This is a genomic window from Methylomonas albis (assembly GCF_014850955.1).
GTDB classification, from domain to species: Bacteria; Pseudomonadota; Gammaproteobacteria; order Methylococcales; family Methylomonadaceae; genus Methylomonas; species Methylomonas albis.
In genome coordinates, this window is sequence record NZ_JACXSS010000001.1 from 799056 (window position 1) to 818890 (window position 19835).

Annotated in this window: 34 protein-coding genes; 31 read left to right on the plus strand and 3 right to left on the minus strand. The window is 44.4% G+C overall.

The annotated features are described in order from the left end of the window. Positions 1-23: 23 nt before the first annotated feature. From tuf to rplQ, 29 genes are all read left to right on the plus strand, one after another. A complete protein-coding gene (gene tuf, locus EBA_RS03810) occupies positions 24-1214 on the plus strand; it encodes an elongation factor Tu (RefSeq protein WP_192373399.1) in 1191 nt (396 codons plus the stop codon). Between the two features lie 5 nt (positions 1215-1219). After that, positions 1220-1531 (plus strand): 30S ribosomal protein S10, encoded by a 312-nt coding sequence (gene rpsJ, locus EBA_RS03815; protein WP_013820389.1) that lies wholly within the window; start codon positions 1220-1222, stop codon positions 1529-1531. Between the two features lie 30 nt (positions 1532-1561). Next, on the plus strand, positions 1562-2212 hold the full coding sequence (gene rplC / locus EBA_RS03820; protein WP_192373417.1) for a 50S ribosomal protein L3: 651 nt from the start codon (positions 1562-1564) through the stop codon (positions 2210-2212). A 3-nt stretch (positions 2213-2215) separates the two neighbouring features. Further along, positions 2216-2836, plus strand: coding sequence for a 50S ribosomal protein L4 (rplD, locus tag EBA_RS03825; protein WP_192373419.1), 621 nt, complete (start codon positions 2216-2218; stop codon positions 2834-2836). Then, positions 2833-3132 carry a 50S ribosomal protein L23 gene (rplW, locus tag EBA_RS03830; protein ID WP_225615892.1) on the plus strand — a complete coding sequence of 100 codons (300 nt, stop codon included), beginning with the start codon at positions 2833-2835 and terminating at the stop codon, positions 3130-3132. Before rplD ends, rplW begins: the two co-directional genes overlap by 4 nt. 34 nt (positions 3133-3166) lie before the next feature. Then, positions 3167-3994 carry a 50S ribosomal protein L2 gene (gene rplB, locus EBA_RS03835; protein WP_192373421.1) on the plus strand — a complete coding sequence of 276 codons (828 nt, stop codon included), beginning with the start codon at positions 3167-3169 and terminating at the stop codon, positions 3992-3994. A 12-nt stretch (positions 3995-4006) separates the two neighbouring features. Next, positions 4007-4279: a 30S ribosomal protein S19 gene (rpsS, locus tag EBA_RS03840; RefSeq protein WP_192373423.1), complete on the plus strand. Its 273-nt coding sequence runs from the start codon at positions 4007-4009 to the stop codon at positions 4277-4279. 9 nt (positions 4280-4288) lie between these two features. Beyond that, the gene (gene rplV, locus EBA_RS03845; RefSeq protein WP_192373425.1) at positions 4289-4621 is read left to right on the plus strand and encodes a 50S ribosomal protein L22; all 333 of its coding nucleotides are present in this window, start codon (positions 4289-4291) and stop codon (positions 4619-4621) included. Between the two features lie 9 nt (positions 4622-4630). Then, complete coding sequence (gene rpsC / locus EBA_RS03850; RefSeq protein WP_192373427.1) at positions 4631-5302, plus strand: 30S ribosomal protein S3; 672 nt, start codon at positions 4631-4633, stop codon at positions 5300-5302. 17 nt (positions 5303-5319) lie between these two features. Continuing rightward, a complete protein-coding gene (rplP, locus tag EBA_RS03855) occupies positions 5320-5733 on the plus strand; it encodes a 50S ribosomal protein L16 (RefSeq protein WP_026602118.1) in 414 nt (137 codons plus the stop codon). Next, positions 5733-5924 (plus strand): 50S ribosomal protein L29, encoded by a 192-nt coding sequence (gene rpmC / locus EBA_RS03860; RefSeq protein ID WP_192373429.1) that lies wholly within the window; start codon positions 5733-5735, stop codon positions 5922-5924. Before rplP ends, rpmC begins: the two co-directional genes overlap by 1 nt. 2 nt (positions 5925-5926) lie before the next feature. Continuing rightward, positions 5927-6190: a 30S ribosomal protein S17 gene (rpsQ, locus tag EBA_RS03865; protein WP_192373431.1), complete on the plus strand. Its 264-nt coding sequence runs from the start codon at positions 5927-5929 to the stop codon at positions 6188-6190. 27 nt (positions 6191-6217) lie between these two features. Continuing rightward, positions 6218-6586, plus strand: a complete 369-nt coding sequence (rplN, locus tag EBA_RS03870; protein WP_013820378.1) for a 50S ribosomal protein L14 — start codon at positions 6218-6220, stop codon at positions 6584-6586. Between the two features lie 14 nt (positions 6587-6600). Then, positions 6601-6918, plus strand: coding sequence for a 50S ribosomal protein L24 (gene rplX, locus EBA_RS03875; RefSeq protein ID WP_192373433.1), 318 nt, complete (start codon positions 6601-6603; stop codon positions 6916-6918). 12 nt (positions 6919-6930) lie between these two features. Beyond that, positions 6931-7470 carry a 50S ribosomal protein L5 gene (gene rplE, locus EBA_RS03880; protein WP_192373435.1) on the plus strand — a complete coding sequence of 180 codons (540 nt, stop codon included), beginning with the start codon at positions 6931-6933 and terminating at the stop codon, positions 7468-7470. Between the two features lie 11 nt (positions 7471-7481). Continuing rightward, positions 7482-7787 carry a 30S ribosomal protein S14 gene (gene rpsN, locus EBA_RS03885; RefSeq protein ID WP_082769249.1) on the plus strand — a complete coding sequence of 102 codons (306 nt, stop codon included), beginning with the start codon at positions 7482-7484 and terminating at the stop codon, positions 7785-7787. A 27-nt stretch (positions 7788-7814) separates the two neighbouring features. Continuing rightward, complete coding sequence (rpsH, locus tag EBA_RS03890) at positions 7815-8210, plus strand: 30S ribosomal protein S8 (RefSeq protein WP_192373437.1); 396 nt, start codon at positions 7815-7817, stop codon at positions 8208-8210. 15 nt (positions 8211-8225) lie between these two features. After that, complete coding sequence (rplF, locus tag EBA_RS03895) at positions 8226-8759, plus strand: 50S ribosomal protein L6 (protein ID WP_192373438.1); 534 nt, start codon at positions 8226-8228, stop codon at positions 8757-8759. A gap of 8 nt (positions 8760-8767) precedes the next feature. Further along, a complete protein-coding gene (rplR, locus tag EBA_RS03900; RefSeq protein WP_192373439.1) occupies positions 8768-9121 on the plus strand; it encodes a 50S ribosomal protein L18 in 354 nt (117 codons plus the stop codon). 9 nt (positions 9122-9130) lie between these two features. Continuing rightward, on the plus strand, positions 9131-9637 hold the full coding sequence (rpsE, locus tag EBA_RS03905; RefSeq protein ID WP_192373440.1) for a 30S ribosomal protein S5: 507 nt from the start codon (positions 9131-9133) through the stop codon (positions 9635-9637). A 6-nt stretch (positions 9638-9643) separates the two neighbouring features. Continuing rightward, on the plus strand, positions 9644-9829 hold the full coding sequence (gene rpmD / locus EBA_RS03910) for a 50S ribosomal protein L30 (RefSeq protein ID WP_192373441.1): 186 nt from the start codon (positions 9644-9646) through the stop codon (positions 9827-9829). Continuing rightward, complete coding sequence (gene rplO, locus EBA_RS03915) at positions 9829-10263, plus strand: 50S ribosomal protein L15 (protein ID WP_192373442.1); 435 nt, start codon at positions 9829-9831, stop codon at positions 10261-10263. The genes rpmD and rplO overlap by 1 nt, the downstream gene beginning before the upstream one ends. Beyond that, entirely contained in the window at positions 10264-11589 is a 1326-nt protein-coding gene (gene secY, locus EBA_RS03920; protein ID WP_192373443.1) for a preprotein translocase subunit SecY, read from the plus strand. An 18-nt stretch (positions 11590-11607) separates the two neighbouring features. Further along, positions 11608-11721, plus strand: coding sequence for a 50S ribosomal protein L36 (gene rpmJ, locus EBA_RS03925; protein WP_082885534.1), 114 nt, complete (start codon positions 11608-11610; stop codon positions 11719-11721). A 76-nt stretch (positions 11722-11797) separates the two neighbouring features. Next, positions 11798-12154: a 30S ribosomal protein S13 gene (gene rpsM, locus EBA_RS03930; protein WP_192373444.1), complete on the plus strand. Its 357-nt coding sequence runs from the start codon at positions 11798-11800 to the stop codon at positions 12152-12154. Between the two features lie 23 nt (positions 12155-12177). Continuing rightward, positions 12178-12564, plus strand: coding sequence for a 30S ribosomal protein S11 (rpsK, locus tag EBA_RS03935; RefSeq protein WP_192373445.1), 387 nt, complete (start codon positions 12178-12180; stop codon positions 12562-12564). Between the two features lie 18 nt (positions 12565-12582). Then, complete coding sequence (gene rpsD / locus EBA_RS03940) at positions 12583-13203, plus strand: 30S ribosomal protein S4 (protein WP_192373446.1); 621 nt, start codon at positions 12583-12585, stop codon at positions 13201-13203. Positions 13204-13226: 23 nt separating this feature from the next. Beyond that, positions 13227-14237, plus strand: a complete 1011-nt coding sequence (locus EBA_RS03945) for a DNA-directed RNA polymerase subunit alpha (protein WP_192373447.1) — start codon at positions 13227-13229, stop codon at positions 14235-14237. A gap of 18 nt (positions 14238-14255) precedes the next feature. Further along, on the plus strand, positions 14256-14636 hold the full coding sequence (rplQ, locus tag EBA_RS03950; protein WP_192373448.1) for a 50S ribosomal protein L17: 381 nt from the start codon (positions 14256-14258) through the stop codon (positions 14634-14636). A 618-nt stretch (positions 14637-15254) separates the two neighbouring features. Here the strand turns inward: rplQ and EBA_RS03955 are convergent. Together EBA_RS03955 and EBA_RS03960 are read right to left on the minus strand one after the other, a co-directional pair. Then, a complete protein-coding gene (locus EBA_RS03955; RefSeq protein ID WP_192373449.1) occupies positions 15255-16301 on the minus strand; it encodes a type I glyceraldehyde-3-phosphate dehydrogenase in 1047 nt (348 codons plus the stop codon). Between the two features lie 272 nt (positions 16302-16573). Then, positions 16574-17140, minus strand: coding sequence for a Smr/MutS family protein (locus tag EBA_RS03960; protein WP_192373450.1), 567 nt, complete (start codon positions 17138-17140; stop codon positions 16574-16576). Positions 17141-17204: 64 nt separating this feature from the next. Between EBA_RS03960 and surE the strand changes: the two genes are divergently transcribed. Together surE and EBA_RS03970 are read left to right on the plus strand one after the other, a co-directional pair. Further along, entirely contained in the window at positions 17205-17960 is a 756-nt protein-coding gene (surE, locus tag EBA_RS03965; RefSeq protein WP_192373451.1) for a 5'/3'-nucleotidase SurE, read from the plus strand. Next, positions 17957-18619 carry a protein-L-isoaspartate(D-aspartate) O-methyltransferase gene (locus EBA_RS03970; RefSeq protein WP_192373452.1) on the plus strand — a complete coding sequence of 221 codons (663 nt, stop codon included), beginning with the start codon at positions 17957-17959 and terminating at the stop codon, positions 18617-18619. The genes surE and EBA_RS03970 overlap by 4 nt, the downstream gene beginning before the upstream one ends. Before the next feature lie 69 nt (positions 18620-18688). Here the strand turns inward: EBA_RS03970 and EBA_RS03975 are convergent, their stop codons facing one another. After that, complete coding sequence (locus tag EBA_RS03975; protein ID WP_192373453.1) at positions 18689-19615, minus strand: matrixin family metalloprotease; 927 nt, start codon at positions 19613-19615, stop codon at positions 18689-18691. Positions 19616-19835: the final 220 nt, after the last annotated feature.

A 19835-nucleotide genomic window follows, 5' to 3' on the forward strand; every position in this document is an offset into this window, starting at 1 on the left:
TTTTACATATCAGGTATTGAATCATGGCTAAAGAAAAATTTGAAAGAAAGAAACCGCATGTAAACGTTGGTACGATTGGTCACGTTGATCATGGTAAGACCACATTGACAGCGGCATTAACAAAAGTAATGGCGGAGCTGCAAGGCGGCGAAGTTAAAGCTTTTGATCAAATCGACAACGCCCCAGAAGAACGTGCGCGCGGTATCACCATTTCCACCTCACACGTAGAATATGAGTCAGCCAATCGCCACTATGCCCACGTTGACTGCCCGGGTCATGCTGACTACGTCAAAAACATGATTACCGGTGCTGCCCAAATGGACGGCGCGATTCTGGTTTGCTCCGCCGCGGACGGTCCTATGCCGCAAACCCGTGAGCACATTCTGTTGTCACGCCAAGTGGGTGTGCCATACATCGTAGTGTTTCTAAATAAGGCGGACATGGTTGACGATGCCGAGTTGATCGAACTGGTCGAGATGGAAATTCGCGAACTGTTGAATCAATACGAATTCCCAGGTGATGATACCCCTATCATCGTCGGTTCTGCATTGAAAGCTTTAGAAGGCGAACAAAGCGAAATCGGTGTACAATCCGTAGTTCGCTTAGTTGAAGCATTGGATACGTACATTCCTGAGCCAGAGCGTGCTATTGATGGCAAGTTCCTGATGCCTATCGAAGACGTATTCTCCATCTCCGGTCGCGGTACCGTGGTAACTGGTCGTGTTGAGCGTGGTATCGTCAAAGTCGGTGAGGCTGTTGAGATCGTTGGTATTAAAGATACCGTTCAAACGACCTGTACCGGTGTAGAAATGTTCCGCAAGCTGCTTGACCAAGGTCAGGCGGGCGATAACGTCGGTGTATTGTTGCGTGGTACTAAAAGAGAAGATGTTGAGCGTGGTCAAGTATTGGCTCATGTCAACTCCATCAAGCCACACGCGCACTTCAAGGCTGAGATTTACGTGCTGTCAAAAGAAGAGGGTGGTCGTCATACCCCGTTCTTTAATGGCTATCGTCCGCAGTTCTACTTCAGAACCACCGACGTAACCGGAGCGGTCGATCTGCCAGAAGGCGTTGAAATGGTAATGCCTGGCGATAACATCGCCGTTACCGTGAAACTAATCTCACCGATTGCGATGGAAGACGGTTTACGTTTTGCAATTCGCGAAGGTGGTCGTACCGTCGGTGCGGGTGTTGTTGCTTCTATTATCGAGTAATCAAGATGGCTAATCAAACTATCAGAATCCAATTAAAAGCGTTTGATCATAAATTAATTGATCAGTCAGCGGGTGAGATAGTAGAAACAGCAAAGAGAACGGGCGCGCAAGTAAAGGGCCCCATTCCTTTGCCTACTAGGAAGGAACGTTTTACTATATTGATCTCACCGCATGTAAATAAAGATGCTCGTGATCAGTATGAACTGAGAACTTATAAAAGGTTGCTTGATATCGTTGAGCCAACCGATAAGACTGTTGACGCCTTGATGAAGTTAGATCTGGCGGCTGGAGTCGATGTTCAAATTAAGCTTAAATAGCAGCAAGTTATAATTTAGAGGGATTGGCAGATGTCAATAGGTCTTATTGGTCGTAAATGTGGTATGACCCGAATTTTTTGCGAAGATGGCACTTCGGTACCTGTTACCGTGCTCCATATTGACTCTAACAGAGTCATACAGGTGAAGAGTGTTGAAACTGATGGTTATCGCGCTATTCAGGTAGCGGCGGGTGATGTTAAGTCTTCAAAAGTCAACAGAGCAATGGCTGGGCATTACGCATCTGCCAATGTTACCGCTGGTCGTGGTTTGTGGGAGTTTAGGCTTAGCGAAAGCGAAGTAACTGAGTTTTCGGCAGGGACAGAGCTAAAAGTTAATGTGTTTGAAGCCGGACAGGTAGTTGATGTCTCTGGCACCAGCATCGGTAAAGGTTTTGCCGGTACTGTTAAGCGCCATAATTTTAGAACACAAGATGCCACGCATGGTAACTCACGATCCCATCGGGTTCCTGGCTCTAGCGGTATGAACCAAACACCGGGTCGCGTATTTAAGGGTAAGAAAATGTGCGGACATATGGGGGCGGTCAAAACAACAACACAAAATTTGACTATCCATGCGGTAGATGCTGAGCGGAACCTGATTTTAGTCAGAGGCGCTGTGCCTGGTGCCAAGGGTGGAGATGTTGTCATCACCCCAGCAGTAAAAATGTTAAATAAAGGTTAATTTATGACTTTGCAAATACCTGCAATTAATAATCAAGATTCAGCACAGGCACTCGAGGTTTCCGAGGAAGTTTTCGGACAGGATTTTAATGAAACATTGGTGCATCAGCTAGTAACTAAGTATCTTTCAGCAGCAAGGGCCGGTACCAAAGGCCAAAAAAACCGAGCTGCGGTCAGTGGTGGTGGAGCAAAGCCCTTCCGTCAAAAAGGTACGGGGCGTGCGCGTGCTGGAACAACCAGAAGTCCAATATGGCGTACAGGCGGGGTGACGTTTGCCGCTCAACCAAGATCATTCGATCAGAAGCTGAATAAAAAAATGTACAAGGTCGGTATTAGATCAATTTTTTCTGAGTTGTTGAGGCAGGGCAGATTAGCTGTCTGCGACGACATCACGCCTGCAACACCAAAAACAAAAGACTTTTTGAGTAAAATAAAAGGTATTGATGCAAAAAGGTTGCTAGTGGTTGCGGATGACTTAAATGAGAATTTAATTCTTGCGGCTAGAAATCTTCCTTATATAGCGATAGTTACTCCAAGTAGCGTGGATCCAGTGTCCTTGGTTTCCGCTGACAAGGTAATTGCGACAGCCAGCGCGCTGAAGCAGATCGAGGAGCGTTTGGCATGAGCATCGAAAAGATAAAATTAGCAAGTGTTTTATATGCGCCGATTGTGTCGGAAAAAAGTTCTAATGCTGCTGATCAGCACAACCAATTTGTATTCAAAGTGAAAAAATCGGCCACGAAGCTGCAGATTAAAAACGCCGTTGAGTTGATGTTTGGAGTTGAGGTGGCGTCCGTACGCGTTTTGAACGTTAAAGGTAAAATTAAGCGATTTGGGCGTACTTTGGGTAAACGTTCGGACTGGAAAAAAGCGTATGTAAAGCTTCAATCTGGTCATAACATCGAATTGGCGACAGCATAAATACTTTAAGGCAAATAAGGAGCGGTAGAAGAGCATGGCTATTCTAAAATCAAAACCGACATCTCCGGGTTCTCGGTTTGTAGTACGTGTACAAAATAATGATTTGCATAAGGGTAAGCCATTTGCACAACTACTTGACAAAAAGAGCAATACCGGCGGTCGTAACAATCTAGGTAGAATAACAACTCGTCATATTGGCGGGGGGCACAAAAAATTCTATCGGATAATAGACTTTAAGCGTAACAAGACAGATATTCCTGCGCTAGTTGAGCGTATCGAGTACGATCCGAACAGAACGGCGAATATAGCGCTGATTCTTTTTAGAGATGGCGAGCGAAAATACATTATTGCGCCAAAAGGTATCGAGGTCGGACAGGAAATACTAAGCGCGGAAACAACCCCAGTTAAGCCTGGAAATTGTATGCCTCTGCGGAATATGCCTTTGGGTACCACAATTCACTGCATCGAACTAAAACCCGGAAAAGGTGCTCAAATTGCCAGGAGCGCCGGGACCTCTGTTCAATTAGTGGCTAAGGATGGTGCATACGTTACCATTCGCCTACGTTCTGGCGAAATGAGAAAGGTGCCATCAGATTGTAAAGGTGTAGTCGGTGAAGTTTCTAATTCGGAACACAATCTTATCTCATTAGGAAAGGCAGGCGCGAAAAGATGGCGCGGTGTTAGACCAACTGTTAGGGGTGTGGCGATGAATCCTGTAGACCATCCTCATGGTGGTGGTGAAGGTAGAACTTCGGGTGGTAGACATCCGGTATCTCCTTGGGGAACGCCAACAAAAGGCTATAAAACTAGAAAAAACAAACGTACTGACAACATGATTGTCAGACGCCGTAAGCAAAAATAAGAGGTATTTGACGTGCCACGTTCAATTAAAAAAGGTCCATTTATAGATCATCACTTGCTTAAGAAAGTTGAAGATGCAGTGCGAGCTAATAATAGGAAACCGATTAAAACCTGGTCTAGAAGGTCAATGATCAGCCCTGACATGTTGGGATTGACTATTGCTGTGCATAATGGCAAACAGCATGTGCCGGTATTGATTTCGGAAAATATGGTCGGACATAAGTTGGGTGAGTTCTCCCCTACAAGAACTTATAAAGGCCATATAGCAGACAAGAAATCAAGATAAGGAGTGAATGTGGAAATTTCGGCCAAATTAAGTAATGCTCCTCTTTCTGCGCAAAAAGCACGGCTTGTAGGGGATCAAATACGCGGATTACCTGTTGAAAAAGCATTAAATTTGTTGAGTTTCAGCTCTAAGAAAGCTGCTGCGATAATCAAAAAAGTTCTTGAGTCGGCAATAGCTAATGCAGAACATAACGAAAGCGCTGATGTTGATGAGTTACAAGTTTCAACTGTATTTGTTAACGAAGGTAGAACGTTAAAAAGAGTTAGCGCGAGGGCGAAAGGGCGTGCGAATCACATCCTGAAAAGAACTTGCCATATAACAATTAAAGTAGCAGAGAAATAGAGGTAGCAAATGGGACAAAAGGTACATCCCACAGGGATTCGTCTCGGGATAGTTAAAGATTGGACTTCAAGATGGTATGCAAATAGCCAAAATTATCCTGTGTTTCTGTTGCAGGATTTGAAGGTTAGGGAGTATATCAAGAAAAAATTGGCTCACGCATCTGTTAGCAGAGTGCAGATTAATCGCCCGGCGAATAATGCCAATATCACCGTACACACTGCTCGCCCAGGAATTGTAATCGGCAAGAAAGGCGAGGATATAGATGTTTTGAGACAGAGCATTTCTGCGATGATGGGTGTACCTGTTCAGTTGAATGTCGAAGAGATTCGTAAGCCTGAGCTGGACGCATATTTAGTGGCTGAAAGTATAGCTCAGCAGCTTGAAAAACGTATTATGTATCGTCGTGCAATGAAGCGCGCAGTAACCAATACTATGCGATTAGGTGCTGAAGGTATTAAAATCACAGTTGCTGGTAGGTTAAACGGAGCGGAAATCGCCAGAACAGAATGGTATCGTGAGGGTCGTGTGCCTCTTCATACGTTACGTGCTGATATTGACTACGGCACCGCCGAGGCCAAAACTACTTACGGAATTATCGGTATAAAGGTTTGGATATTTAAGGGTGAGGTGTTTGATATGGATGCGCATGCTGCGTCTTTAAACGCCGACTCAAAAAAATAGTTGAAGGGGTATAAAAAATGCTTCAGCCAAAAAGAACAAAATTTCGTAAACAACATACCGGCAGAAATAACGGCACCGCTTTGCGTGGTTCGTCGGTCAGTTTCGGAGAGTATGGTTTAAAATCGATTAGCCGTGGTAGAATGACGGCTCGCCAGATAGAGGCGGCCCGAAGGGCAATAAGTCGGCATGTAAAACGTGGGGGGAAAATCTGGATCAGAATTTTCCCTGACAAGCCTATTACTAAAAAACCATTAGAAGTACGTATGGGTAAAGGTAAAGGTAGTGTAGAATACTGGGTTGCGCAAATTAAGCCAGGCACAATGCTGTTTGAAATTGAGGGTGTTTCCGAGGAATTGGCGAGAGAGGCTTTTGAGTTGGCCGCTGCCAAATTGCCGGTGAAAACGACTTTCTCTGCACGGACAATAATGTAATGAAAGCGAAAGATTTAAGAAGCAAAACAAAAGAAGAGTTAAATTCCAGTCTTTTGGAATTGTCTCGCGAACAGTTCAATTTGAGAATGCAAAAAGGAACTGGACAGCTTAGCAAGCCAAGTCAAATAAAGCTGGTAAGGCGAGATATAGCTCGCATTAATACTATTCTAAATGAAATGGTAAGAGTATAGATATGAGCGAAAATTTAGATAGTGTACGTAAAGTAACTGGTAGGGTAGTTAGCAATAAAATGGACAAAACTGCGTCTGTACTGGTTGAGCGATTGGTTAAGCATCCGGTATATGGAAAGTATATTAAGCGATCCACTAAGCTTCTCGTTCACGATGAAAACAACGTTTGCCAGGAAGGTGATGTTGTTTCGATTACGTCATGCCGCCCTATTTCAAAAAATAAGGCGTTCAAACTGTTGGAAGTGTTGGAAGCTTTCAATAGATAAATAATAATTTTAGTTGGGATTTAAAAAATGATTCAGATGCAAACTAGCCTTGACGTCGCCGACAACAGTGGCGCAAAAAAGGTCATGTGTATCAAGGTCCTTGGAGGTTCACACCGCCGCTATGCAGGCATAGGTGATATCATCAAGGTAAGCGTCAAGGACGCTATGCCGCGTACTAGAGTAAAAAAGGGCGATGTATATAATGCATTGGTCGTCAGGACCCGTAAAGGGGTTCGGAGGGCTGATGGTTCAGTTATTCGTTTTGACGGAAATGCGGCCGTAATTTTAAATAACCAACTACAACCAATTGGTACTCGTATCTTTGGGCCGGTTACTCGTGAATTGAGAGGCGATAAGTTCATGAAAATTATCTCTCTAGCGCCAGAAGTATTATAGATAGAGGTCCAAAGATGCAAAAGATTAAGCAAGGCGATGAAGTCATCGTAATAGTCGGAAAAGATAAGGGTAAGTTAGGCAAAGTTAGTAAAGTACTTGAAGATCACAAGTTGTTAGTCGAAGGCATTAACTTAGTAAAGAAACATCAAAAAGGTAATCCAAATATGGGTGTTTCCGGTGGTATTGTTGATAAAAACATGCCAATTGACATCTCGAATGTGGCTTTATTTAACCCAAAAATTAAAAAAGGCGACAAAGTTGGTTTTAGAACTCTGGATGATGGTAAAAAAGTCAGATATTTTAAATCCACTAACGAAAACGTCGGTCTCTAAGGTAATAAGGCTATGGCTAGACTACAAAGTAAATATAAATCTGAAGTTGTCCCTGCGATGCAGGAGCAGTTTGGTTATAAAACAATCATGCAAGTGCCAAAGCTCACCAAGATAACCCTTAATATGGGCGTTGGTGGGGCTGTTGCGGACAAGAAGGTCTTGCAATCTGCTGTTTCTGATATGGAAAAAATATCGGGACAAAAAGCAGTTGTTACCTTGGCAAGAAAATCTATTGCCGGATTTAAAATTCGTGATGACATGCCGATTGGCTGTAAAGTTACCCTGCGTAGCGATAAAATGTACGAATTTCTAGATAGATTGATTACGATTTCAATACCTCGAATTCGGGATTTCAGAGGCATGAGCTCTAAAAGCTTTGATGGTCGTGGTAACTATTCAATGGGAATAAAAGAACAAATTATTTTCCCTGAAATAGATTACGATAAAATTGATGCGCTCCGTGGTATGGATATTTGTATTACAACAACTGCTAAGACTGACGAAGAAGGCTTGGCGTTGTTGAAATTATTCAATTTTCCATTTAAAAACTAAGGCGTATCGACATGGCAAAAAAATCAATGATTGCGCGCGAAGTGAAGCGTGAAGGTCTGATTAAAAAATATCAGGCAAAAAGAAACCAATTGAAGGAAGTAATTAGATCTCCAAATACCTCTTTTGAAGAAAAAGAGAATGCTCAAATTCAACTTCAAAAATTGCCCAGAGACTCTAGTCAGTCCAGATTACGTAATAGATGTAAGCTGACTGGTCGTCCGCATGGATATTACAGAAAATTTGGTCTTAGCAGAAATAAGTTACGGGAGGCTACCATGCGTGGCGACGTTCCTGGTTTATCAAAGGCTAGCTGGTAGTTCTGTTTAAGTTTTGGAGAATAGAAAATGAGTATGACAGATCCAATAGCAGATATGCTAACCAGAATTAGAAATGGTCAATCTGCTGGAAAGAAAAGTGTAAAAATCCCTTCATCCAAGTTAAAGCTCGCTATCGCGAGGGTTTTGAAAGATGAGGGTTATATCGCCGATTTTAAAACTGAAGTGACTGGTTGCCATACAGAAATGACCGTAGAGTTGAAATACTACAACGGAGTTCCTGTTATCGAGAGCGTTAAGCGAGTTAGCCGTCCTGGTCTTAGAATTTATAAGTCTAAAGACGAGTTGCCCAAAGTGTTAGGTGGTTTAGGTATCGCTATAGTTTCAACCTCGAATGGTGTTATGACGGATCGCGCTGCTCGTGCTATTGGGCATGGCGGCGAAGTCATATGCACTGTCTGCTAATTTAAGAGGTATATCATGTCTAGAGTAGCTAACGCGCCTATAACTTTGCCATCAGGAGTTGATGTGAAGGTTGACGGCAAGCAAATGATCGTTAACGGCAAATTGGGTCAACTCGTGTTTGATCTTTGTGATGCCGTTGATCTTGAAATTGAGTCTAATGTAATCAGGGTTAAATGGGATGATAGCGTAAAAGGCGCTAAGGCTCATGCTGGTACAGCCAGGGCTTCAATTAACAATATGGTTAAAGGGGTTTCTGAGGGCTTCGTCAAAAAGATGTTGTTGGTTGGGGTTGGATATAGAGCTCAAGTTAAAGACAATCTTTTAACACTGTCCTTGGGGTACTCTAATCCTGTTGAATATTTAATCCCTGAAGGCGTAACTGTTGACGCTCCAACGCAAACAGAATTGCATGTGAAAAGTAATGATAAACAGAAAGTCGGCCAGGTCGCATCTGAGATCAGAGCTTTTCGTCCGCCCGAGCCGTACAAAGGTAAAGGTGTGAGAATAGCCGACGAATACGTGGCTAGAAAAGAAGCCAAAAAGAAATAGGTGAAGTGATGGATAAGAAGTCTTCAAGATTAAAAAGAGCGTTAAGGCTGCGCTGCAAAATCAAAAAGTTAAATGTACACAGACTTACTATACATAGAACTTCTCAGCACATTTATGCTCAGGTTCTTAGTGTCGACGGCAAGGTGACTCTCGCAGCTGCTTCGACGTTACAGGCTGACGTTAAAGGTGGGCTAAGTAATACAAGTAATATTAAGGCTGCTACCGAAGTGGGTCGTATTGTTGCTGAGCGAGCGATTGCGGCTGGTGTAACTCAAGTTGCATTTGATCGCTCTGGTTTTAAATATCATGGCCGCGTAAAGGCGTTAGCAGACGCTGCGCGTGAAGCTGGCTTGAAGTTTTAGGGGAATAGAATGGCAACAGCACCATCTCAAGGTAGTACAGACGGATTGCAGGAAAAATTAGTTTCAGTAAGACGTGTTGCAAAGGTTGTTAAAGGCGGTAGGGTTTTTGGTTTTGCTGCGCTAACGGTTGTCGGCGACGGTGACGGTCGTGTCGGTTATGGTGTATCCAAAGCTAGAGAAGTGCCCGTTGCAATTCAAAAATCGCTTGAACAGGCTAGAAAGAATATGCGCAAAGTGTCATTGAAAGAAGGTACTTTGCAATATTCAATCATGTCGAGCACAGGCGCTGCTAAAGTTTACATGCAGCCCGCTTCGGAAGGTACGGGAATCATCGCCGGCGGTGCCATGCGTGCGGTGTTTGAAGTAGTCGGCGTACATAATGTGTTAGCTAAATGTATCGGAACAAATAACCCGATTAACGTTGTGCGCGCCACAATTAACGGTTTGACTGCAATGCATGATGCTAAGAAAATCGCAGCGAAGCGCGGTTTAACTGTTGAAAAACTAACAGGGTAAAACGATATGAATGGCAAAAAATTAAGCGTAATGATGACTAAGAGTAAAAATGGTCGCTTAAAGAGTCATCAGCAATGTTTGAAAGGATTGGGTCTGAGCAGAATTAGGCAAGTTGTCGAAGTTATTGACACGCCTGAGAATCGCGGAATGATCAATAAAATCGCATATATGCTAAAAGTCGAGGAAGTTTAATGTATCTCAATACAATACAAGCGGCGTGTGGCGCAAGAAAAAAAGCGAAACGCGTTGGGCGTGGCATAGGATCTACAGATGGCAAAACTTGCGGTAGAGGGCATAAAGGACAAAAAGCTCGCTCTGGTGGATTCCATAAAGTTGGGTTTGAGGGCGGTCAGATGCCGTTGCAGCGTAGACTGCCGAAAGTTGGCTTTACCTCTAGGATTAAAAAATTTACTGCCGAAGTTCGTTTAGCAGAAATTGATGCCCTGCAAGCCGATGTTGTCGATATTCAATTATTGATTAACGAAAACGTTATTCCCGCATTTTCGAAAAAAGTTAAAGTAATTAACACTGGGATTGTTTCTCGATCCCTTACTTTAAAAGGACTCGGTGTAACAGTTGGTGCGAAATTAACTATTGAAGCTGCTGGTGGCAAAGTCGAGGCTTAAGTGAGTGCGAAAGGGTTTGATGTTTCTGCCGGCACATTTCGGTTTGGTGAGCTTAAGTCTAGGCTACTTTTCGTTCTAGGTGCGTTTATCGTATACAGAATAGGTGCTCATATTCCTGTGCCGGGAATTGATCCTAAAGCGTTGTCAATAATGTTTGAACAGCAGTCCGGTTCCATCTTAAACATGTTTAACATGTTTTCAGGTGGAGCGCTTATGCGTTTGAGTCTTTTTGCTTTAGGCATAATGCCTTACATCTCAGCATCTATCATCATGCAGCTTATGACTATTGTCATTCCTGCTATGGAGCAATTGAAAAAGGAAGGGGAGTCTGGGCGCCGAAAAATTTCCCAGTATACTCGCTATGGCACTGTGGTCTTGGCGATGTTTCAATCAATAGGTATATCGGTAGCGCTACAAAATCAAACCGCTGGCGGATTGGCGGTAGTTATACAGCCCGGTATGAGTTTTATACTCATTACCACCATAACGCTAGTTACCGGGACCATATTCTTAATGTGGCTTGGTGAGCAGGTTACTGAGAGGGGTATAGGTAACGGTATTTCGTTAATTATTTTCGCTGGTATCGTATCGGGATTGCCCTCAGCCATTGGCGGGACGTTAGAATTGGCTCGTACCGGAGAGATGAACGGAGCCTTTATTGTTGTTCTGTTCGCGCTGTCTATAGTTGTTACAGGTATTGTTGTTTTTGTTGAAAGAGGACAAAGACGTATAACCATTAATTACCCGAAACGGCAGCAAGGCAATAAAGTTTATTCCGGGCAGAGTTCGTTTTTGCCGCTTAAGTTGAATATGGCTGGAGTGATACCACCTATTTTCGCTTCAAGCATCATACTCTTTCCTGCGACCATAGCTGGCTGGTTTGGTAACGTTGATGGTTTTTCCTGGCTCCAGGATATCTCTTCTGTCCTCTCTCCAGGCCAGCCTGTCTATGTTTTGTGTTACGCATTAGCGATAGTTTTCTTCTGTTTCTTTTATACGGCTTTGGTCTTCAATTCAAAAGAAACGGCTGAGAACTTAAAAAAATCTGGCGCGTATCTGCCTGGCATCAGGCCGGGTGCTCATACGACTAGCTACATAGATAAGGTCATGACTAGGTTAACGTTGATCGGTGCGGTTTACATCACGCTAATCTGTTTGTTGCCTGAGTTTCTAATTGTTTATTGGAACGTGCCGTTCTCGTTTGGTGGCACCTCTCTGTTGATTATTGTTGTTGTTGTCATGGACTTTATCTCGCAAATGCAGACACATTTGATGTCTCAACAATACGAAGGCTTGATGAAAAAAGCCAATCTGAAAAAATCTTAACATTTCCAGGAGTTTGCCGTGAAAGTACGAGCTTCAATTAAAACCATATGCAAAAGTTGTAAAGTAATTAAAAGAAACGGTGTCGTCCGAGTTATCTGCAAAGATGGCAGGCATAAACAGCGTCAAGGCTAACTTGTTTTTGTGATTTTTTTTGCGGAGTGATATAATGCTCCGTTTAACCTTATAGTACTGTTTTTGGAGTATTTGAATGGCTCGTATTGCCGGTATAAACGTGGCGGACCATAAGCATGCGGAGATAGCGTTGACTGCTATCTATGGAGTTGGCAGGCAAACTGCTAGAAATATCTGCGGTGAAGTTGGGGTTCAGCCAACCGTCAAGATTCGGGACCTTTCTGAGGAGCAAGTCGAAGCAATACGTAAGGTTATTTCTGCGATGACTGTTGAAGGCGATCTTCGCAGAGAGGTTTCAATGAATATTAAAAGATTAATGGATCTTGGTTGTTATCGTGGTATCAGGCACCGTCGTGGTTTGCCATTGAGAGGACAAAGAACCAGAACCAACGCACGGACTCGTAAAGGTCCGCGTAAGTCAGTTACTAAATAAAAACATCTAGATAGGCATTTTTGATGGCAACCCAGAATAGAGTTAAAAAGCGTATTAAGAGAGAGGTCGCGGACGGTATAGTTCACGTGCATGCTTCCTTTAATAATACAATCGTTACTATTACAGACAGAAAAGGTAACGCGTTATCTTGGGCAACCTCTGGCGGATCCGGTTTTCGAGGTTCGCGCAAAAGTACACCTTTCGCTGCTCAGGTAGCTGCCGAGAAAGCTGGGTCTGTAGCCCAGGAATACGGCATGAAGAATCTTGATGTTATGATCAAAGGCCCTGGGCCTGGTAGGGAATCTGCTGTTCGTTCCTTGAACAGTATGGGATTCAAAATTTCAAATATCGTGGACGTGACTCCTATACCTCATAATGGTTGCCGCCCACCCAAAAAACGTCGTGTTTAGGATAGTGGAGTAAATTTAATGGCAAGATATCTTGGTCCTGCTTGCAAGCTGAGTCGTAGGGAAGGTACTGATTTATTTTTGAAAAGCAGAGGGAAGTCTCTGGAAAGCAAATGTAAATTGGAACAAAGACCTGGTCAACATGGCGCTAAGCGTACAAGGAATTCTGATTATGCTATGCAGCTCCGCGCTAAACAGCGCTTGCGTCGCATATACGGAGTGTTGGAAAAGCAATTCCGGAACTATTACAAAGCCGCCGACTTACAAAAGGGCGCGACTGGTCAAAATCTTCTAGATTTCTTGGAGTCGCGGTTAGATAACGTTGTTTATCGTATGGGTTACGCGGCGACTCGCGCGGAAGCTAGGCAATTAGTGTCTCATAAAGCTATTTTGGTGAACGATAGGTTAATTAATATTCCGTCTTTCCAAGTTGCTGCAGGCGATACAATCAAGATCAGGGAAAAGGCTAAAAGTCAACAACGGATCAAGGATTCACTGGTTGTGACAGAACAATACGGTTTTCCAGTTTGGGTTGAAGTAAATTCGAAAGAGATGAGTGGAACATTCAAGTCGGTGCCTGATCGTGTAGATTTGGGTTCTGACATCAATGAACAGCTGGTTGTTGAGCTTTATTCTAAGTAATAAATAAGTCCAGGATTTAAATTATGCAGAGTTCTATTGTTGGCCTACTGAAGCCTAGACTTGTCGAGGTGATAAACGAATCGGCCAACCACTCGAGAATCGTTATCGAACCTCTGGAACGTGGCTTCGGTCATTCTTTAGGTAATGCTTTGAGGAGGGTTATGCTTTCCTCAATTCCGGGTTGCGCAGTTACAGAAATCTCTATCGAAAGCGTATTGCACGAATACACCACTATAGAGGGCGTTCAGGAAGATGTCATTGACATAATATTGAATCTTAAAAAGTTGGCTGTTGTTGTTCATTCTAAAGATGAAGTAACCCTGACCCTGTCGAAAAATGGGGTAGGTGTAGTTACTGCTCGAGATATCGATTTGCCTCATAACGTCGAGTTAATCAACCCAGATTTGATCATTGCTAACATCAATAATCAGGATTGCTCGCTAAACATCAAGATTAAAGTTGAAAGAGGCAGAGGATACGTTCCTTCCAGTCTTAGGAAAGAGATGTACGACGATGCGCCTGTTGGTGTGCTCATGGTCGATGCCGCTTTCAGTCCTATAGTGAAAGTCGCTTATCATGTAGAAAGTACTCGTGTAGAACAACGTACAAACCTGGATAGACTTGTTATTGAATTAGAGACAAATGGCACAGTTGACCCTGAACAAGCGATTAAATTAGCTGCGTCTATTTTACATGATCAGCTATCTGTTTTTGTCGATTTCGAAAAGGTAAACGAACAAATACAGGAAGAAGTTGCTGTCGAAGAGGAGTCGTTCGATCCTGTATTGTTGCGTCCTGTAGATGATTTGGAGTTAACAGTACGTTCTGCTAACTGCCTGAAAGCGGAAAATATTTTCTATATTGGGGATTTGATTCAACGCACTGAAGTAGAGCTGTTGAGAACACCGAATCTTGGTAAGAAGTCATTAACAGAAATTAAAGATATTCTTGCAATTAAAGGTCTGTCATTGGGTATGCGGTTGGAAAACTGGCCACCTGAAAATCTGGCTGATCAATCGCAAGCTGGAATTTGAATATAAGGCATTTTAAATATGAGACACCGTAAATCTGGAAGACAGTTAAATAAGAATAGCAGCCACCGAAAAGCGCTATTTAGTAACATGGCGTGCTCGCTATTTAGACATGAGTTAATCAAAACTACTTTGCCAAAAGCAAAGGAATTGCGTGTAATTGCGGAGCCTTTGATTACCCTGTCTAAAATTGATTCGGTTGCAAAACGTCGTCAGGCCTTTTCTAAGTTGCGTGATAGAGATGTTGTAACTAAATTATTTAACGAACTTGGTCCAAGATACCAATCCAGAAGCGGTGGGTACTTGAGGATTATTAAGTGTGGATTCAGGTCCGGTGATGACGCGCCTATGGCATATGTCGAGCTGGTTGATAGGCCGGAACCAGCAGAATCGGAAGAATAAGCTTCATTAGATATTAAATCTATCATTGATACGCGGCAGAGTTTAGTTAATCGACTACTCTGCCGTTTTCTTTTTCCCCTCTTGGCTTGTAGTTACCTACTTAATTTTTGCTACGGTAATTCACTCACTGGCGCTAATAAAACTCTATTGGTATGGTTCTGCTTGTAAGGTATTGACTGTATGTCGGAGCCTTATGAATTATAATTGACCGGGCTCTATTGAAAATATCAATATACAATAGCTTTCCAGTTTTTGTTGGAAAGACGTTGAGGCGTGCGCAGGACTTGTAGATGGCTGTCGACGGTATACTATCCCAGGGGCGAGAATATCCGGTTGAGCATGTTTTAGACTGTTTTTTCGGGGTTAATCCATTAAAAAACAGATGTGTAATGTTTGGATGGGTTAAGAAAAAACCAGCAAAATCATTTGCGATAACGGCCTTTTTGTCTCTGTCAGTATCCAGGCTACTATTGTTTCGATGGCAAGATTTAACTACATTCCAAAGAGCTATGCCGGCATGTTTAATGCTAATATTTTTGCATCCGGTAACGCCTCCGCCGGGAAGCTTGATATTTCCCAGTCAATACGACCGGGTTGCGCATGGAATGGCGCGAGTTGCTAACGCGTTGTTTGTATAACGCCTAATACATCCAGTACGCGGCAGCAATAGGCGTGCTCATTGTCATGCATCAAAGATAAACCAAGTTGGCGTCCTTGGCTGACAGAGAGATGATGCATTAAAAGGATTGAAGAATATTCGGTTTCCATATAATCGATGCTGGCTTTCTGGTGTCCCCATGCGCCATAGTCACAATGAATGATGCCGGCTAATTGATTGTTGGCGTAATCTTTAAACAGTTCTATGCATTCTTCCAAAGAAGTTTTTCGGGAAAGAGTGGCAGTCAAATCAATAACGGAGACAATTGCGGTTGGCACTCTGTAAGACATTGCTTCCAATTTGCCCTGTAGTCTCGGTAGAACCAATGTTGTGGATTTGCCGACATTCGTGCTGGTTGGGATAATTGAAGACGCACACCCCCTGCCAAGTTGGGATGATGCGTGGTAGCCATCTAAAACGCGTTGATCCGAAAGTTGCGGATGGATAGTGATGGCTCGGGCGTAATCGATACCAATATGTTTATCAAGCACATGACAGACAGGTGCCAGTGCATTGCCCGTGCATGTGCTGGCCGAGATTACATCGTGGTGTGCCGGGTCGTACGCCGAGTGATTGACACCGAATACCACGCTAATATCGCATCCACTTACATTCCAAGTGCAGAGCACTTTTTTCGCGACATCCTGATTTATCAAGCTACGAAAGTCGCTGATGCTGGCGGTGCCGGTGGCGTCAAATAAGACATCAAGATTACATTGGCGCAGTGCGGCAAAGCTGTCATCATCGGGAGTACTTCGCCGCCGGTCGACCCTTTGATAGCGAACCCTTTTGCCGTCTATGATCAGATCATCACCGTCGCAATCCACATTAAACGGAGGGCGGCCATAGGTGCTATCGTTGGCCAATAGATAAGCAACGTGGTCTATAGTCATGACGTCGCATACCACGCGTATGTCAAATCTGCCGCCTTTGGTTTGCGCAAAATTCCCCCTTAACACGCCTCGGCCGATTCTGCCTAAGCCGACGATCCCGATGTTAAGGCTCATTGCCGTATATCTCCTTCAGGCTTTGTTTGGGTTTGTAATGATTATTGCTTATTGGGATTTGGGAAATACGCTGAAGTTGAATTGTCGTCATGGCGCTCATTTTTGTTTTTCTTCTCAAGAGAGGGTCAAGCAATACTTGAAAAACTAGAGCAACTAACTGTGCAAGTCAAGGTAAAACGAAATATTAGCGGAATAAGGGCGTTTCCATCTTGACGCTGGGAATAGTAAAACTAAAGCAACCTGCTTAGCAGAATGGGTTTGCGTTGACCTATTTAAGCCTCTTCTTCGGATGTAACAAATTTTTCTGATAAGCGTAATAGCACGAACAAGGCCCCTGCGCCACCAGCTTTGGGTGGTGCCGAGCAAAACGCCAGTACATCTTTATGTTGGCGTAGCCAGAGATTTATATCATTTTTCAAGATCGGTTGATTGTCGGGTGAATTGTAGCCCTTGCCATGAATAATCAGTACGCAACGATAACCGTCCTCAACGCAATAGTGTAAAAAACGCAATAGTTGCTGTTGTGCGTCGCGACTGCTTAAGCCATGTAGATCTATATCGGCATCCAAGCCGTAATATCCTTTACGCAGCTTTCTGAGTACGTTTTTTTGCATGCCCGGCACCAAGAAGGCTATTTTGTCTTCTTGAAACAAGGTTTCCAAGTTGCCTTCAACATCCTTTTGTAAAGGATCAACCTGTTCCAGCGGTTTAAATAAGGGTATCGGCCGTGGTTTTTTATCAGGCTTAAGAATCACCGTGTTGGTGTCTATGGGTTTTACTTTGCCCACCATGTTTCGAAACAAGAGCGCGTCGTCTGTGGAAGTGGTTTTTTTTGTCACGTAAGCTGCTGGTTTTGCGGTTTTTTTGCTACTATGCGGGAATTTTAATGCGTTTCACAGCAGTATGCACATACTAATCAGCAACGACGACGGTTATTTAGCGCAAGGCATCAATACGCTGGCGGAGGCTCTAAGCCAATACGCCGATGTGTCGGTGGTGGCGCCGGATAAAAATCGTAGTGCCGCAAGCAATTCTTTGACCTTGGATATGCCCTTGCGGGCCACTCAATGCGAGAACGGCTTTGTTAGGGTGGACGGTACGCCTACGGATTGCGTGCATCTGGCGATTACCGGATTATTGGCGCACGAACCTGATATGGTTTTTGCCGGTATCAACCATGGGGCTAATCTTGGCGATGATGTGCTTTATTCGGGCACGGTCGCGGCGGCAACCGAGGGGCGTTTTCTGGGATTACCTGCGGTGGCCATATCTTTGGCTTCCAGCGATCCCAAGCATTTCGATACGGCAGCTCATGTAGCCGTGATATTAATGCAAAAAATACTGAATCATCCGTTACCGGAAGATACCTTATTAAACGTGAACGTGCCGGATTTACCGATTGCCGAATTGAAAGGTTATCAATCTACTCGCCTCGGGCAACGGCACAAAGCGGAAGCAGTGATACGCTCTCAGGATCCGCGCGGCCACGTTATTTATTGGGTGGGCCCGCCCGGTAGCGAACAAGATGCCGGCCCTGGTACCGATTTCGATGCGATACGAAACGGGTACGTGTCGGTAACGCCGTTACAATTGGATTTAACCCGCTATGAGCGATTGGAAGGATTGAGGGACTGGCTAGCACTGGAGGTGCCATTATGAGTCGACGTATCCAAGGTATAGGCATGACTTCGCGGCGGACTAGAGAGCGGATGATTTCTCGGCTGCGTGAACAAGGTATTTACAACAGCAAGGTCTTGGCGGCAATGGCAGACACGCCGAGACATATTTTTGTTGATGAAGCGCTGGAAAGCCGGGCTTACGAGGATACTGCATTGCCTATCGGCCACAATCAAACTATATCCCAGCCGTACATTGTCGCCAAAATGACGGAATTGCTACTGGAAAGAGGTCCTTTGAACAAAGTGCTGGAAATCGGTACAGGCTGTGGGTATCAAACCGCAATACTAGCCAAGCTGGTAGAGCAGCTATATTCGGTGGAACGGATCGCGCCGTTGATGAAAAAAGCCAGAGATACATTGTGGGAGTTGAATATCAAAACCGTGGGGTTTAAACATACCGACGGCGGCTGGGGTTGGCCTGAACATGCGCCATTTGATGGTATTTTGGCGGCTGCGGCCCCGGCGGAGATTCCAGAAGCATTGCTTGAGCAAATGGCCGTGGGGGCGGTGATGGTCATTCCGGTTGGTCTGGAGGGTGTGCAAGAATTGCATCGGATAACCCGTACCGAACATGGCTTTGAAGACGAAGCGATAGAGCGTGTCAGTTTTGTGCCGTTTTTATCCGGTGTCAGTCAATAGATTTTAATGGTTTTATCGCGCCGGGGTTTTAAGCTGTTTGGCTTGTCCGGCGCGATAGCGACCTGTTTTTTAGATGCTCGAATGGTGTTTGCGTTTACTGGCAATAAAACCTAACAGAGCCGAGCCAAATAACCAGACTGCGGAAGGAACCGGTACAGCAGTTACCGAGACTTGCCAACCCACGTCTTTCAACGCGGCAAGATCGAGTTCTGTATAAACTTTGCGAGTGCCGACATGGATAGTTGGGTCCATCAGAGTTTCTTGCTCAACGCCGTTTACCGTACTTTTGGTGCCGTCCAACCAATGTACCGTATCACCTTCCAGCGGAACATTGCCGCCATAAACGGCCTGCGCGTTAGTGCCGACAAAGCTGGTTCCGGATGTATTGTTTTTCCACGAATCCGAACTTCCTAAACCTAACAGATGACCTAACTCGTGTAACGCCACCGAATAAAAGTCGTTGCCGCTAAAAGCCTCGGTAGTAGATAAGTCGTTGTCGAAATACCAGTCTGCTGAGCTACTAAAGGTCACTTGACCACCCCACGGTGCAAAATCAGTCGCCGAAGAGCCAATAGTAGGGCTCGATTGACCGCGCCGCTCTGCATTGCTTAAAAAATCCTGAGTGCCGCTGATGCTGTAACCGCCATAGCCGCCGTAGCCCAAGCTGCCGGGGCTCATGCTTTGTCCGCCAACAAACACGGTAAGTGCATCGGCTGCTACGCTGAAATTATTTATAGTGGTACTGGCGCCGGTGTCCGGACGCTGAAATATAGCACTGAAATTGTTACTTCCTCCGGAGGTAATTGCTGTCAGACTGTCAGTCAAGATGCTTTCCAAGAAGCCGCCGGCGGCATCCAGGATGCCACGTCTACTAGCATTGCTTCCGGAGAAAAAGCCGCCGTCGTAGGTATAGTCAAAGTTGATGACGACCGCGTTGGCTGATTGGCTGGCGGCCAGCAATACAACGCCCGCTAATGTGGATGGTTTGATAAACATGAATTTAACTCGCTTAATTGGTTTAATAATCGCTGTGGTTTGGTTGCTCGCGATCTAGATTCGAGCTGTATGCAACGCTGCTTCTGGTTCTTGTCCTGCATATACAGTCGACGTTGTAAACTGACAATCGCCGTAGGTGGAAAATAACATTGTGCAGATTCACCGCGCAAGCATTTTATTCCAAACCCAGTGAATGGTTGTTCATTGCTGAAATTTAATT